13 protein-coding genes and 1 tRNA gene are annotated in these 13,895 nt (G+C 69.8%); 6 read left to right on the top strand and 8 right to left on the bottom strand.

What is annotated here, in order from left to right; translation table 11 throughout:
• Positions 1-44: 44 nt before the first annotated feature.
• Positions 45-1,148: a type I restriction endonuclease gene (locus ABD264_RS12305; protein ID WP_145011090.1), complete on the bottom strand. Its 1,104-nt coding sequence runs from the start codon at positions 1,146-1,148 to the stop codon at positions 45-47.
• A 320-nt stretch (positions 1,149-1,468) separates the two neighbouring features.
• Between ABD264_RS12305 and ABD264_RS12300 the strand changes: the two genes are divergently transcribed.
• The 4 genes from ABD264_RS12300 to ABD264_RS12285 all read left to right on the top strand — a co-directional run bounded on the left by ABD264_RS12300 (position 1,469) and on the right by ABD264_RS12285 (position 5,293).
• Positions 1,469-2,620, top strand: coding sequence for a DUF808 domain-containing protein (locus tag ABD264_RS12300; protein ID WP_344206318.1), 1,152 nt, complete (start codon positions 1,469-1,471; stop codon positions 2,618-2,620).
• A 51-nt stretch (positions 2,621-2,671) separates the two neighbouring features.
• Positions 2,672-3,253 carry an arylamine N-acetyltransferase family protein gene (locus tag ABD264_RS12295; RefSeq protein WP_344206316.1) on the top strand — a complete coding sequence of 194 codons (582 nt, stop codon included), beginning with the start codon at positions 2,672-2,674 and terminating at the stop codon, positions 3,251-3,253.
• Positions 3,253-3,570, top strand: a complete 318-nt coding sequence (locus ABD264_RS12290; protein ID WP_344206314.1) for an arylamine N-acetyltransferase family protein — start codon at positions 3,253-3,255, stop codon at positions 3,568-3,570. Before ABD264_RS12295 ends, ABD264_RS12290 begins: the two co-directional genes overlap by 1 nt.
• A 211-nt stretch (positions 3,571-3,781) precedes the next feature.
• Entirely contained in the window at positions 3,782-5,293 is a 1,512-nt protein-coding gene (locus tag ABD264_RS12285) for an LGFP repeat-containing protein (protein ID WP_244944832.1), read from the top strand.
• A 131-nt stretch (positions 5,294-5,424) separates the two neighbouring features.
• Here the strand turns inward: ABD264_RS12285 and ABD264_RS12280 are convergent, their stop codons facing one another.
• The 3 genes from ABD264_RS12280 to hisC are packed head-to-tail and all read right to left on the bottom strand — an operon-like array spanning position 5,425 to position 9,753.
• Positions 5,425-7,122 carry a thiamine pyrophosphate-dependent enzyme gene (locus tag ABD264_RS12280; RefSeq protein WP_344206312.1) on the bottom strand — a complete coding sequence of 566 codons (1,698 nt, stop codon included), beginning with the start codon at positions 7,120-7,122 and terminating at the stop codon, positions 5,425-5,427.
• Between the two features lie 12 nt (positions 7,123-7,134).
• On the bottom strand, positions 7,135-8,577 hold the full coding sequence (locus tag ABD264_RS12275) for an amino acid permease (protein WP_344206310.1): 1,443 nt from the start codon (positions 8,575-8,577) through the stop codon (positions 7,135-7,137).
• 6 nt (positions 8,578-8,583) lie between these two features.
• The gene (hisC, locus tag ABD264_RS12270; RefSeq protein ID WP_144943187.1) at positions 8,584-9,753 is read right to left on the bottom strand and encodes a histidinol-phosphate transaminase; all 1,170 of its coding nucleotides are present in this window, start codon (positions 9,751-9,753) and stop codon (positions 8,584-8,586) included.
• 165 nt (positions 9,754-9,918) lie between these two features.
• Between hisC and ABD264_RS12265 the strand changes: the two genes are divergently transcribed.
• Complete coding sequence (locus ABD264_RS12265) at positions 9,919-10,407, top strand: Lrp/AsnC family transcriptional regulator (protein WP_145011107.1); 489 nt, start codon at positions 9,919-9,921, stop codon at positions 10,405-10,407.
• Positions 10,408-10,482: 75 nt separating this feature from the next.
• Here ABD264_RS12265 and ABD264_RS12260 read toward each other — a convergent pair.
• The 3 genes from ABD264_RS12260 to ABD264_RS12250 form a co-directional block, all read right to left on the bottom strand.
• Positions 10,483-10,566, bottom strand: a tRNA-Leu gene (locus tag ABD264_RS12260).
• Positions 10,567-10,752: 186 nt separating this feature from the next.
• Positions 10,753-11,616 (bottom strand): metal-dependent hydrolase, encoded by an 864-nt coding sequence (locus tag ABD264_RS12255; protein WP_344206307.1) that lies wholly within the window; start codon positions 11,614-11,616, stop codon positions 10,753-10,755.
• Positions 11,617-11,714: 98 nt separating this feature from the next.
• Entirely contained in the window at positions 11,715-12,353 is a 639-nt protein-coding gene (locus ABD264_RS12250; protein ID WP_303106282.1) for a YdcF family protein, read from the bottom strand.
• Between the two features lie 118 nt (positions 12,354-12,471).
• Between ABD264_RS12250 and ABD264_RS12245 the strand changes: the two genes are divergently transcribed.
• Positions 12,472-12,948: an acyl-CoA thioesterase gene (locus tag ABD264_RS12245; RefSeq protein ID WP_303106283.1), complete on the top strand. Its 477-nt coding sequence runs from the start codon at positions 12,472-12,474 to the stop codon at positions 12,946-12,948.
• A gap of 143 nt (positions 12,949-13,091) precedes the next feature.
• Here ABD264_RS12245 and ABD264_RS12240 read toward each other — a convergent pair whose 3' ends face one another.
• Positions 13,092-13,646: a DUF2617 family protein gene (locus tag ABD264_RS12240; protein ID WP_303106284.1), complete on the bottom strand. Its 555-nt coding sequence runs from the start codon at positions 13,644-13,646 to the stop codon at positions 13,092-13,094.
• Positions 13,647-13,895 lie beyond the last annotated feature (249 nt).

Raw genomic sequence — 13,895 nt, 5'->3', positions numbered from 1 at the left:
CCCTCCCCGCGCTCTGCGGAGAGGGAACGCTTTCCGGCCGAGAGTCAGGACAGGAGGCGATCCACAGTGGCGCGGAGTGTGTCGCTGAGGCCGTAGATCTGCTCAGGAGCATCCACCGCGTGGCGGGTCTCGGCTTTGTTCTCGTCGAGGATGCCCACGTATTTCTGATTGCGGTTGAAGTGCAGCCGAGCGATCGTCTTGCGGTTGTTGTCGTCCAGGAGGATGGCGCAGTAGCTCTTGGCATCCCGGTACGAGACGCGAGAGATGTCCACCTGGTTGCACACGATCGCTCGCACAATGTTGAAGGCCGTGAGTTCTTCGGCGGTGGTGATGATCCCGTCTTCGCTCTCCTGCAGGTCCTTCTCCGCCTCGGGCTGACTGGTGAGTTCCACCGCTGCGTCGTCGTCCTGGGGGAAGACCGGCGCAACGGAGCTGGCCCCGAGCGCGGTCGTCAGGCGGTTGTTGACCTGCTCGTTGAGGAACTGCTGCGAGGCCTTGACGACCAACGGGGTGAACTGGTCGCGGGTCTTCTGGGTGAACGAGCCTTCGTAGACCCGGTTCGTGAAGAACCTGATCCAGTCGACGGAGGGGTCCCGGAACTCCGCGGCGATTGCCCGCTTGATCTCCCCCACGTACTTCAATTCGCCAGCCGCATTGATGATGGAGTCGAGGTCGAACTCGGTCTTGCTGAGTTTCTGCAGCTCCGGGATCACTGTGGTGTCGATGTCGAGCAGGTCCAGGACCAGGAAGGGCTTCGCGTCCATGCGGTTGGGAGCGTCGAGATCCGTGTAGAAGTGGTACTTCGCTCCGTTGGTGAGGATCGCGATGCGGGCGTTTGTCACCGCGAAGTACCGGTACAGCTGGGAGGCGTGCTCCAGGGAGAGGGGGGCACCTACGTGCTTGCACTCGATGAGCATCTGGATCTGCCCGTCCTGGACGATCGCATAGTCAATCTTCTCGCCCTTCTTCACCCCCACGTCAGCGGTGAACTCAGGAACCACCTCGGACGGATCGAAGACGTCGTAGCCGAGGATCGTGGAGATGAAGGGCATGACGAAGGCGTTCTTGGTCGCTTCCTCCGTTTCCAGGGACGCCTTTTGCTGCGCGACCTTGTTGGCCAGAGCCGACAGACGTTCGGTGAAATCCATGGGGACCTCCGTGGGGCTGTTGGGTGAGTTTGTTTCACCGGGACCGCGGGCTTGGAGCACCGGGGCGGGGTCTCTGCAAAATTAAACCCACCATACTGATCGCCAAAGCAAATTCGCGCGGACGCGCCCGTGGCGCGAGGGCGGGGACTTCCTGGTGGCGGTGCTGGAGGTGGCCAGGGGGTGAGCGGGGAGCCGGACGAACGGGCCAGTCCTCGGCCGCGCGCCCTGGGAACCACGACCGCGAGCCACTGATCGTCCTCTGCACCCTCTAGTCTTGTCCCGAACACATCCTTGGTGGACGACCTGGAAGAGGGAAGCGGATGGCCGCTGGACTGGCCGCACTGCTGGACGACATCGCGGCACTGGCGAAGCTGACGGCGGCGAGCCTGGACGACGTCGCCGGGGCCACCGGGCGGGCGAGCGCGAAGGCCGCGGGCGTCGTCGTCGACGACACCGCCGTGGCACCCCGGTTCGTGGAGGGCGTGAGCCCCAAACGCGAGCTGCCGATCATCAAGAAGATCACGATCGGCTCGCTGCGCAACAAGCTGCTCGTCATCCTGCCCGTGGCCCTGCTGCTGAGCCAGTTCGCGCCGTGGCTGCTCACGCCGCTGCTCATGCTCGGCGGGACATATCTCTGCTTTGAGGGTGCAGAGAAGGTCATCGAGCGCTTCTCCCCCAACAAGCACGCAGAGGAAGAGCCGGCGGCGGACCGCGGCCCGGACGCCGAGAAGAAGATCGTCTCCGGCGCCGTCCGCACGGACCTCATCCTCAGCTCGGAGATCATGGTCATCTCCCTGAACGAGGTCTCCCACGAGCCGCTGCTCTCCCGCACCCTGATCCTCGTTGCGGTGGCCATCTTCATCACGATCCTCGTCTACGGGGTGGTGGCGGTGATCGTGAAGATGGACGACATCGGGCTGGCGCTCGCGAAGAAGGACTCCGAGGGGGCTCAGAAGTTCGGCCGCGGACTGGTCAAGGCCATGCCTGCGGTGCTGCAGGTCATCTCCGTGGTGGGCGTCTTCGCCATGCTGTGGGTAGGCGGGCACATCATCCTCACGGGCATGAACGATCTCGGCTTCACGCCCGTCTACGACTGGGTGCACCACCTCGGAGAGTCCGTCCACCACGTGGCGGGCGTGGGTCCGGCGCTCGCGTGGATCGTGGAGACGTTCTTCGCGCTGGTGCTCGGGGTCATCTGGGGCTGCGTGATCGTGGGTATCGTCCATGTGCTGCCGTTCGGGAAGAAGCACGGGGAAGGCGCGGACGACGACGCCGCGGCCCAGGACGGTGACGCGGCCGCAGCTGAGCGCGCGGCGTCGCCGGCAGGCACGGTTGCCGACACCTCGGATCGCAGCACCCCGGACGACGGTGCCCCGGGCGGTGACGTTTCGGGCCGCGGCACCCCGGAGTCACGGGCCCCGGGGGCCGGGAGCGCCGAGGGCGGCTCGACCGCGGCGGACCGTACCGACTGAGCACCGTCCGCCTTTGACGCGTCGCCACGCCCGTCGACACGGAGGGCCCCCATGACCCACGCGACCGCCCAGGAGTGGCAGATCGACGCCGTGGACGTGCCGGCCTACCTGGCCGCGCTGGGGGTCGAGCCCGCGTCGCCGAGCCTGGACCTGCTTGAACATCTGCACCGCGCCCACGTGTCCACCTTTCCGTTCAGCAACGTGGAGGTGCTGCTGGGTGAGCACCCGGGCGTGGAGCCGGCCACCGTGTTCGACCAGGTCGTGGTGCGCCGCCGCGGCGGGTACTGCTTCGAGCACTCGCAGCTCTTCTCCGCAGCACTGCAGACGCTCGGCTTCACGGTGCGCCGCGCGCTGGGCCGGGTCCGTTCGCTGCAGAGTGCGCGCACCCACATGACGGTCCTCGTGGACCTCGACGGCGCCCGGTACCTGTGCGATCCCGGGTTCGGCTTCAACATCACCGGCCCCATTGCCCTCGACGACGGCGCTCGCCGCGTGGAGGGGGGCGTACCTTCTCCGTGGGCCGGGTCCCGGACGAGGGCTGGCCGCTGTGGTCCCTCAACCGTGACGGGGAGATGGAGCACGTGCTGGACGAGTCCACGGTGCACCCGGCAGACGTCCGGATGGGCCACCTGATGACCTCCACCGGCGAGGACTCCGTCTTCCGCCAGCACCTCATGGTCATGCGCCACACCCCGCAGGGGCACGTGACCGTCACCGAGGGCGGGGTGACCGTGCGGTGGCCAGGGCAGCGGAGGTCGCACGAGGAACTCGGGGTGGACCGGGTGGTCGGCCTCGTACGGGAGCTGGACGTGAGGGTCTCGGACGCGGAGGCGGAGGAGCTCGCCCGGATCGTGGCGGGCCTGCGAAGCCGACCGGGCGCGGTGACACTGCATCGTCGGCACCCCGGCCCGCGCCGTCGTGCCCATTCAGCTGCACACTCCGAGGAGTAGGCAAGCCCGCCGGGAGGCCGCTCTGAAGGGCAGTTCCACTCCTCAGATTCAGGGTGCTGCCCGGAGGGTCTCCGTGCGCGCGGTGCCCTCGACTGGAATGATCGGGCTCTGGCCAGGCATTCCTCCCCCGCATGCGCGGCCACTGCCGTGCCCGGAACCGAGCTGACCGGGCGCGGGACAACTGCACATCCCCCCTCAGAAAGCACCCCCCATGCATTTCTCACGTCATCTCGCCGTGCCCGCGGCGGCCCTCGTCCTGAGTGCCGCGACGGCTCTCGTCCCCGTTCTGATCGGCCCCGCACTGATGAGCCCTGCAACGGCGGGCACCGCCCCGAGCACCACCGCCCACCTGGGCACCCTCCAGAAGGGCGCCGCCCAGACCAGCACCGCCCAGGCGAGGGCCGTGCAGACGGGTGCCTCGGCGTCGTCGGCCAGCATGCTGCAGGCAACGGCCCCCAGAGCAGCGGCGCTGCCCACCACCGGCTACCACCGCTCCTTCACCGGCGCGGGGAAGACCTCCACGTATCACGTCTATGCGGACGGCCTCGACCGTTCCAAGGCCGTGGGAGTGCTGTACTACCTGGGTGGCGACTACACCAGCGTCAAGGAGACCTGGGTCCACAACCCCGGGGGCACGCACCTCACGGCCATGGCGGCGGAGGCCCGGAAGAAGAACATGGTCCTGGTGGTTCCGATCTCCCCGGACACGGACACGTCCGGCAACGGCGTGACCTGGTGGGAGGAGGCCGACGGCAACGGCGACTGGTTCCGCGCCCTCCAGGCCGGTCTCACGTCGAACTACGGTCTGGACGCCTCCCGCACCTGGTTGGCCGGCTACTCGGGCGGGGCGGAGTTCCTCACCTACGAGCTGCTCGCGGACCGACAGGGCTGGCTCCAGGGTGGCGGTGCCACGATCATCGGCGGGGGCGGGTCCGACGGCATGCAGACCGCGCCGAGCGCCGCCGTCCGTTCGCTGTCGCTGACCTGGTTCGTCGGGTCGAAGGACGTGGCGGGCAGCACCACCCCGGCCACGTGGTCCGCGTCCGCCACCGCGGCCCAGGGCAGGCAGCGCTACGCCCGGGACGGTTTCACCCGTACCCGCCTGACCACGCTGCCGGGGCTCAGCCACGACGACTACGACATCGTGGGCCTGATCTCGAAGGGTCTGGCGACGCTGCCGCCCGCCCCGGCGACGTCGTCCCCCTCCTCCCTGCTGCGCGGCGCCATCCGGGCGGACTACCTTGCCACCGGCGGGGCCGCGACGTACGGCCAGCCCACCTCGGCGGAGAAGCCCACGGGGGTGCACGGCGGCGTGTACCAGGGTTTCACGAAGAACTGCACCTACTACTGGAGCCCGCAGACGGGAGCGCATCCGGTGCGGTGGGGCACGGGCATCGGCAACGCCTACCGCGCCGCAGACCTGGAGCGCGGGTGGGGGTACCCGGTGATCGCCGAACGGGCCCTCGCCAACGGCGCGTACCAGGACTTCCACCGGGGCACCGCGCGTTTCCGGGCAATCTACTCCCCGCGCACGGGCACCCACGCGGTGAAACTCAGTGGCGGCATCGGGACCGCGTGGCAGAAGGCCGGTCACGAGCACGGCTGGGGCTTCCCCACCACGGAGGAGTACGCCGTGAACGGGGGCGTGGCGCAGAAGTTCTCGAACGGGTGGGTGGCCACCTGGCACCGAGCCACCGGGAAGGTGACGGTGGCGAAGGGCTGAGCGAGCTCCGTCGTCGCCCGCCGGGACCGCTCCGCGACCCGCGGCAGAATCTCAGGCGCGACATGCCCACCGGGACCGTCTCCCAACGGGCATGTCGCGCCTCAGATGTGCGAGGGGGGACGACGCCACCCTCAGTCCCGCTCCGGCTCCGCCGTCCTCGCCCGGCTCGCCGGCATGATGAAGCACCATGGACTCTGCTCGAGCGAGAGCGGCATGGGGACCGTGATGACCGTGGGGCGCTTCGCGGCGACCGCCTCGGCCATCGCGGAGCCCAGCTCCTCCGGGGTGGTGGCACGCAGTCCGAGTGCCCCGAAGGACTCGGCCATCGCCACGAAGTCCGGGTTGCGCAGCTCGGTGCCGGAGCCGTGGCCGTAGATGCGCACCTGGTCCGCCTGCACGTTGCCGAACGCGCCGTTGTCGAAGACCACGGTGATCACGTTGAGCCCGTACTGCACCGCGGTGGCGAGCTCCTGCACGCCATACATGAACCCGCCGTCACCGGTCACGGAGACCACCACGCTGTCCCGGTGCGCAGCCTGCACGCCCAGCGCGGTGGGGAAGCCGTAGCCCAGATTGCCCTGGTAGCCGCACGTGATGAAGTGCCGCGGGTCGTAGACGTCCAGCGCGAAGTAAGAGGCGAAGCCGATCTGCGAGACCTCCTCCACGAAGTACCCGTCCCGGGGAAGGACCTCCCGGATGGCCGCGAGGTAGTCGGCGTGGGGCTTCAGCTCGGCAATCTCACGCCGCGCCTTCTCCTTGATCCCCGCCAGCTCCTCGTGCCGCGAGGGCCGCTGCGGAGCGTCCTGCAGGGCCGCGAGCAGCTGGTCCACCACCAGGCGCGAGTCGCCGGTGAGCCCCACGGTCGGTTCGAGCCGTTCCTGCTGGGCCGGGTCGATGTCCACGTTCACGGTCACCAGGCCCTCGGGCGTGTCCGGCCACCGGAACCACACGAGCTCCTGCCGGGTGCCCACGGCCAGCAGCACGTCCGTGTCTGCCCAGCGCTCGAACCCCGCCGCGCTGGAGAACCCCAGCGGGTGGTCGTCCGGAACGATCCCGCGGCCCCCGCGCAGGGACACCATGGGCGCCTGCAGCGTCTCTGCCAGCGCCAGGACGCCCTCCCGCGCGTGCCTGGCACCGCTGCCCACCATGATCATGGGATTGCGCGCCCCGGCCAGCGCCTGGGCCGCGCGGGCCACGGCGTCGTCGTCCGCACCGTGCGCCCGCGTGGGCTCGAGCTCCACCGGCGGCATGGACGCCTTCCGGGTGAGCACGTCCCACGGGATGGCGACGACGGACGGTCCGGGCCGCCCGCCCGTCGCCTGGGCGAAGGCCTCGGCGACGGCGCCGGGAACCTCCGCGGGGTCCGTCACCGTGGTCGCCCACTTGGTGAACGAGGACACCGTGGCCTGCTGGTCCGGCATCTCGTGCAGGTGGCCCATCCCGCGGCCCATGTAGTCGGTGGGGATCTCGCTCGTCACGCACACGGTGGGCGTGCTCGTGGCCAGCGAGGTCAGCATCCCCGCGCTCGCGTTGAGGACGCCCGGCCCCGGAACCACGCTGAACACTCCGGGCCGTCCCGTGGACTGGGCGTACCCCAGCGCCATGTACGCGCAGGCCTGCTCGTGGCGGGCACCGATCACCTCGATGCCCGGTTCCCTGCGCAGGGACTCGAACAGCTCGTAGGTCTGGACCCCGGGGATGCCGAAGACGGTGTCCACACCGCGCGCGCGCAGCCCGGCCACCGCGGCCTGCCCGGCCGTGAGGACCGGGGGCTGCGCGGCGTCGGCGTACGTGGAAGCGGGTGCTGAAGGGGCGGAGGTGGTGCTCATGCGGGTTCTCCCCTACTCGTCGAGGTTCGCGTGGACCGCGGCGGGCTGGGTGGTGCGCCGAGTCACGAACACGCCGGTCACGGCGATCAGGGTCGTGGCGGCCACCGTGAGCAGCAGCTGCGTGCGGGCCGCGGGGTCGAACAGCGCAACTACCACGATCACCACCAGCAGCGCGACCGTCAGGTAGGACAGGAACGGGAACAGCGGCATGCGGTAGGTGCTCGCCCGCTCACCGGGGTTCTCCCGCTCGCGCCGGTGCCGCAGCGTGATCTGGGAGGCCGCCACGGAGATCCAGATGATGATGATCGTGGAGCCCACGATGGACAGCAGCGTGTCCAGGACCTTGCCGGGGAAGACCGCTTCCAGGATGCTCGCCACGAACCCGAACGAGACCGTGAGCAGCACGGCCCGGCGCGGCACGCTGTTGCGGGCGGTGCGCTTGATCGCGGCGGGGGCGTAGTCACGCTGGGCGAGTGAGTGCATCATGCGCGACGCAGCATAGATGTTGGCATTCAGCGCGCTGAGCAGGGCGAACACGGCGATCAGCGCCATGATGTTGCCCGCGGCGGGCAGGCCGGCCACGTTGAGGACCGCAGCGAACGGACCTTCGGGCGGATCCGCCTGGGAGGGCTTGAGCACCGCCACGATGATGAACACCGAGCCGATGTAGAACAGGCAGATCCGCCACGCCACGGTACGGATGGCGGTGGCCACGCTGCGCTGCGGATCGACCGTCTCGCCGGCCGCGATTGCCACGATCTCGGTGCCGCCGAACGCGAAGATCACGATCAGCAGACCGGCACCCACACCGGCCACACCGGTGGGCGCGAAGTCCGCGAAGTTGGAGAGGCCACCCTCGTGGCCCGGGACCACGCCGATCAGCATGAGCACACCGACCACCAGGAACGCGAGGATCACACCCACCTTGATGAACGCGAACCAGAACTCGAACTCGCCGTACTTGCTCACCGCGAACATGTTGATGGTGGTGAACAGGGTCATGAACACGAGGCTCAGCAGCCACGTGGGTGGAACGGTGACGTCCCCCATGGTGTTCTTGAGGATGCCCGTGAGGATCGTGGCGGCACCGTTGGCCTCGGCGGCGGTCACCACGGCGAGCTGCACCCAGTACAGCCAGCCCACGGTGTAGCCCGCCACGGGGCCGAACGCGTTCTGCGCGTGCGCGGAGAACGCACCGGTGGTGGGGTTCGCGGCGGAGAGCTCGCCGATCATCCACATCACGAGGATGACCAGCGCACCAGCCACGATGTAGGAGACCAGGATGGCGGGGCCGGCCACGGCCACACCTTTGCCGCTGCCGAGGAACAGGCCCGCGCCGATCGCGCCGCCCAGGCCCATCATGGTGAGCTGGCGGGGCTTGAGCCCGCGGACCGTCGAGGTGGACTCCAGAGGGATCTGGGCGGAGGTCTTCCGGGGTGCGCGCTGCGCGTTCATCGCGGATCAGCCCCCGTTCCGGGTGTTCGAGGTGCCCGGGGTACCCGCAGAGTCCGCGGTGCTCGACGTGCCGCGGACCAGGCCGAGGACCTCTTGCGCCGCCACGAGGAAGGCCTGGTTGCCGGCGGGTGAGCCGATGCTCACACGGATGCCCTCGTCCCCGAATGCGCGCACGATCACGCCGTGGCGGGAGAAGACCTCCTCTGCGTCCTGCGTCTTCGCGCCGGTGCGCAGCCACACGAAGTTCGCCTGCGACTCGGGGACGTCCCAGCCCTGCTCGGTGAGCCTGCTGTGGACGTGGTCGCGCTGCTCGACGAGCGCGGTGATGCGCTCCTCGATCTCGCTCTCCGCCGCGAGGCTCGCCAGGGCGGCCTGCTGGGCGAGGTTGGTCACGCCGAACGGAATGGCGACGGCGCGCAGTGCCGCGCTCACGTGAGCCGGGGCGATTGCGTAGCCGATCCGCAGCCCCGCGAGACCGTAGGCCTTGGAGAAGGTGTGCAGCACCACCACGTTCGGGTACTCGCGGAAGAAGTCGATGCCGCGGGCGGCGTCCGGGTCCACGTTGAAGTGCACGTAGGCCTCGTCCACCACCACGAGCACGTTGCTGGGAACCTGCGCCATGAACTCGTGCAGCTCGTCCGTGCCCACGGAGGTGCCCGTGGGGTTGTTGGGCGTGCACACGAGCACCACCTTGGTGCGCTCCGTGATGGCGGCGGCCATCGCGGGGAGGTCGTGCCGCTCGTTCTCGTCCAGGGGGACCTTCACGGCCGTGGCACCGGCGAGGCCCGCCAGGATGGGGTACGCCTCGAAGGAGCGCCACGCGAAGACGACCTCGTCGCCCTCCTCGCACACGGCGCGGATGATCTGGGAGGCCACCTCCACGGACCCGCTGCCGAAGCTGACGGACGACGGTTCCACGCCCCAGCGGTTCGCCACGGCCTGGGTGACCGCCTGGCAGGTCATGTCCGGGTAGAGGTTCATCTCCGGGGACACCTGGTTCACGGCGTCCAGCACGGACGGCAGCGGCGGGTACGGGTTCTCGTTGGACGAGAGCTTGTACTGGACGACGTCGGACGCGGCGGCGGACTTCCCCGGCTTGTAGGGGGGAAGTGAACGCAGCGCCGCCCGCAGGGTGACGGCGGACTGGGCCGAATCCTCGGGGTGCTGAGTTGTCACGGATGGCTCCTTCACGGCATTGTGGTCGGAGTCACAGTGGCACAGGACTCCTGGGCTGACAACCAGTCATCCGAAACTCGAGCACACTGCTCACTCTTCGCCGGTCTACCGGTGAGTCGCTGTACAGATTGTCATGCTTTTCAGGTCGGACCACGAGGAGCCCGAATGAAGATCGATGACCTGGACGTGCGTATCGTCGAGCTCTTCAGTCGCGAGGACGGAATCGGAGTGCTGGCCGCGTCCCGTGAACTGGGGGTCGCGCGGCCTACGGTGCAGTCCCGCCTGGACAAGCTCAGGGCGGCGGGGGTGATCGAGTCGAGCGGCCCGCTGCTGAACCCGGCGGAGTTCGGCTACCCGGTGATGGCGATCGTCTCGATCGAGATCGCCCAGGGCGTGGGGCACATCGCCGTGGGCACGGCGCTGAAGGAGATCCCGGAGATCGTGGAGATGTACACCGTCTCGGGGGACCACGACGTCATGGTGCGCGTGGTCGCGAAGTCCAACGACGACCTTCAGCGCGTGCTCGACGCCGTGGCCGTGACCGGCGCGGTGAACAGGACCCGCAGTGTCGTCGTGCTGCAGACCCACTTCCAGAACCGGCTGCTGCCGCTGTTCGCGCGGGTGGGCGGAGCGGGCGACGTCATGGGGGAGTGAACCGCGGCGGCGGGACCGGCTCCGGACATGAGAAGATCCCGCCCGACCTTCCGGTCGAACGGGATCTCTCTGCGGTGCGCGAGGGGGGAGTTGAACCCCCACGCCCTTTCGGGCACACGGACCTGAACCGTGCGCGTCTGCCTATTCCGCCACTCGCGCTCATTGCCCGCTCAGCCTTCGGCTGCGAGCAACGTCGAAAACAATACCCGACGCCCGCCACCTTGGCGAATCGGCACCCCGCGCGGGAGAGCACGAGGGCACGACGACGAGGCGCCGCCACCACCGCGCGTCAGTCCCCCCGTGCGGCGCGGCCGGCTGAACCGCCAACAGACCCTGGCGCCGTCGTCACACGCTCACCGTCAGCCCCGCCCAGGAGATCGCCGCGCAGCACAGCCCGGCCAGGGCGTAGAGCGTGACGGGCACGATGACCGCGATCTCGCGTGCGGAACCGGCGTTTCCCAGCACCGGCAGGCGCACGAACGCGCTGCGGCGGTAGAACGTGATCGGCAGGGGCAGGGGGATCCGCAGGGGCCACAGCAGGTGGATGCCCTGCGTGGTGAGCAGGTCCCCGAGCAGGTGCACGGCGCACCCGAGCCCCACCGCGACCACGAACCAGTGCGGGTCCTCGGGCGGGTGCGTGGCCACGAACGCGCCCAGCAGGATGCCCACCACCCAGTTGGCGTGGGCCAGCCGGTCCGGCACGAACGCCAGCACCTTCACGGCGCACGCGATCAGCAGCACGGACAGCACCGCTGCCAGTGGCCACACCTGCCCGGGCAGCGACGCGGCGGCGTCCGGGGCCGCACCCGCCTCGCCGCCGGTGCCGGGCCAGGAGAAGGAGTGCCAGCGCAGCGCGTCCCCCACGGGGATGGACGCGCGCTGGGAGAGCACCGCGAGCAAAATCACGAACACCAGGCCCACGAGCGAGTGGGTGGCCCGTCGGTGACCCCCGGACAGCGTGCTCGTGGCCTTCGCGATCCACCCGGACAGCGGTGGCAGCGAGCGGGCCACGGTGCCGCCGGGGTGGTCGAGGTCCGGCAGCAGGGCCGCACCGGCGCAGATCAGCGAGCCGGTGATCACCCCGGCGTTGCCCACGGGCATGAGGCCGAGGCCCACGGGGATGGAGACGTCTGCGAGCTGCACGGTGTAGGTGCCGGTGAGCGCCACCCACGCGGCGGCACCGCAGGCGGCGTGACTGGGACCCATCATGGGGCTGACCTGGGCATGGAGTGGTCCTCTCAAGACCTCGGGGAAGGAGAGGACCCCAGGCTAGGAAGGGGCTCAGACCCGCATAAGCGACCGCCGGCTCAGGAGGAGGACTTGGGCTTTCCGGGCAGCTGCTGGTCGCACCCGGGGGTGAGCCAGGCCTTCACGAACCCGGCGCTCTGGTGCACGTACTGCATGAGCAGGCTCGTGCCGGTCAGGTGGAAGTCCACGGAGGCCATCCGCAGCTCGCCGGTGTAGCAGCGGGAGAGGATCAACCGGGATCGGCTGACGTGCTGCGTGAACGTCACCGCGGTGACGGTGTCCCAGCCGCGCTCCTGCGCGAGGGAGCGCAGCTCGATGGCCTCGCCCTGGGTGGTGGAGGGGTCCGGCTTGAAGCAGATCACCTCCACACCGTCGTGCTCGTTGCAGAACGAGCGTGCCTCGTAGTAGGCCACGGTCTCGGGGGAGTCGTAGGCCTCCGCGTCCGGCACGGAGATCACCAGGGTCTTGGCGATGTGCTGGTTGTAGACGAGGTCCTGCGCATACTCCACCCGCGTGGGGTCCGGGGGACCGAGCACCAGCACGGCGTCCGAGGCGCCGGGGCGCTCCACGCGGGGGTCGTCCAGCACCGCGTGGCACACCGCGAGCCACAGCACGATCAGCAGCACCACGGCGATCACCACCACCAGGGGCCACCGTCGTCTCGTCGCGGGGCCCTCTCCGGGCGCCGTTTCTGCCAAGGTGTTCCTTCCGCGTGGGCTGTTCGGCGAATCTGCCGCCGATATCATCTCACCCAGTGGCAGCGCGGACACCGGTTCCGCGTGACGACCGGGCGAACGCCCAGCAAGGAGACAGCCCATGCGTTCGAATGAGCACCTCGACCGCGCCGTGACCTGCCAGGTTCCCCTGCGCTGGGGAGACATGGACCCCTACGGCCACGTCAACAACGTGGAGGTCATCCGGGTGCTGGAGGAGGCGCGGATCGCGGCGTTCGGCGTTCCCGTGGGCACGGGCGAGCAGGTGCTGCCGGCCCGGATCCCGCTGTTCTCGGTCCTCCCGGAGGGCACCCAGGCCCTGATCGCGGAGCACCGGGTCAAGTACCTGCGCCCGCTGGAGTACCGCAACGTGCCCGTGGACGTGCGCGTATGGGTGGTCTCGGCCAGGGCGGCCACACTTGTGCTGGGTTTCGAGATCCTCGACTCCGACGACGGCGCCCCGGTGGTCCGCGCCCAGACCCAGCTCGCGCTGTTTGTCCCGGCCACGCGCACCGTGCTGCGGATCACCCGCGAGCAGCGGGAACTCCTGGAGCCGTACACGGGGCCCTCGCCGTTCTGAGGCCGGCCTGAGGTCGGCGCGCCTGCGAGGCGGCTGGGCCTCGGGCGGCGCCAGTTCCGACCACGTGAGCGGGGGGTGAACGGGCCGGGGCTGGAGCCTCGGGGCAGGGCCATGGCGGGGCCCGCTGGAACGGTGCGGTGCGCTCAGGCGGCCGCGCGCGCCGTCGACGTCGTCAGCCGCAGCTCGGCGCGGGTGCGCAGGATGTGGCCGCTCTCCGGCAGCACGCGCCACGTCCACCACATCAGGGCGCGGGAGACCAGGTCCGCGTGGCACGTGGCAGCGGTGACCGCTGCGGGTTCCTGGGGATCCTGGACCGCCAGGGCCAGGGGAGCGGCCTCGAGCGTCTCCCACAGCCGCCGCAGCTCCTTGCGCAGCCCACGGGGCGAGTGCTCGGTGACGATGCAGCCGGTCTCCACGCGCGAGGCGAAGGGTGTGGGGTGGGCCTCGTAGCGCAGCACCGGCAGGCCGGCAGCGGCGTCCTCGAAGACGTCCACGGTCTCGATCCACGTTTCCCCGTGGTGGCCGACCACGCACTGGTGGTGCCCGGGTCCCACCCGCAGCTCCACCTCGGTGTTCTTGTCCACGCGCAGGCTACGGCTGGCGGGTGCCTCGCGCGCCGGGAGGTCCGTGCGGTAGCCAAACTCCTCTGGGCGGCACACGACGTGCCCGGGCGTGCGGGCGAGCCAGAGATGCTCCATGGTGGCACTGTCTTCCTGTTGGCACCGCGGCAAGGCCCTGTGGCAACCCACCGCACTTGCTTTACACATGAAAGTATCCCCGGGCAGGGGGACAAGCAAGCACCGCCGGGTCACTGTTGGGTGACGGTGGGACGCTCCCGTGGTCGGCGCCGCGGGGCCTCGGCGCGGGGACCTCGAGCCCTCTCGCCACGGTCCGCCGGGTGCGCACCGGAGACGGGCGCAGCGCCGTCGCCGACCGACGCAGGGCGC

This window comes from Kocuria salsicia (assembly GCF_039532055.1).
Classification (GTDB): Bacteria; Actinomycetota; Actinomycetes; order Actinomycetales; family Micrococcaceae; genus Kocuria; species Kocuria salsicia.
This window is presented reverse-complemented; position numbering and strand designations above follow the sequence as displayed.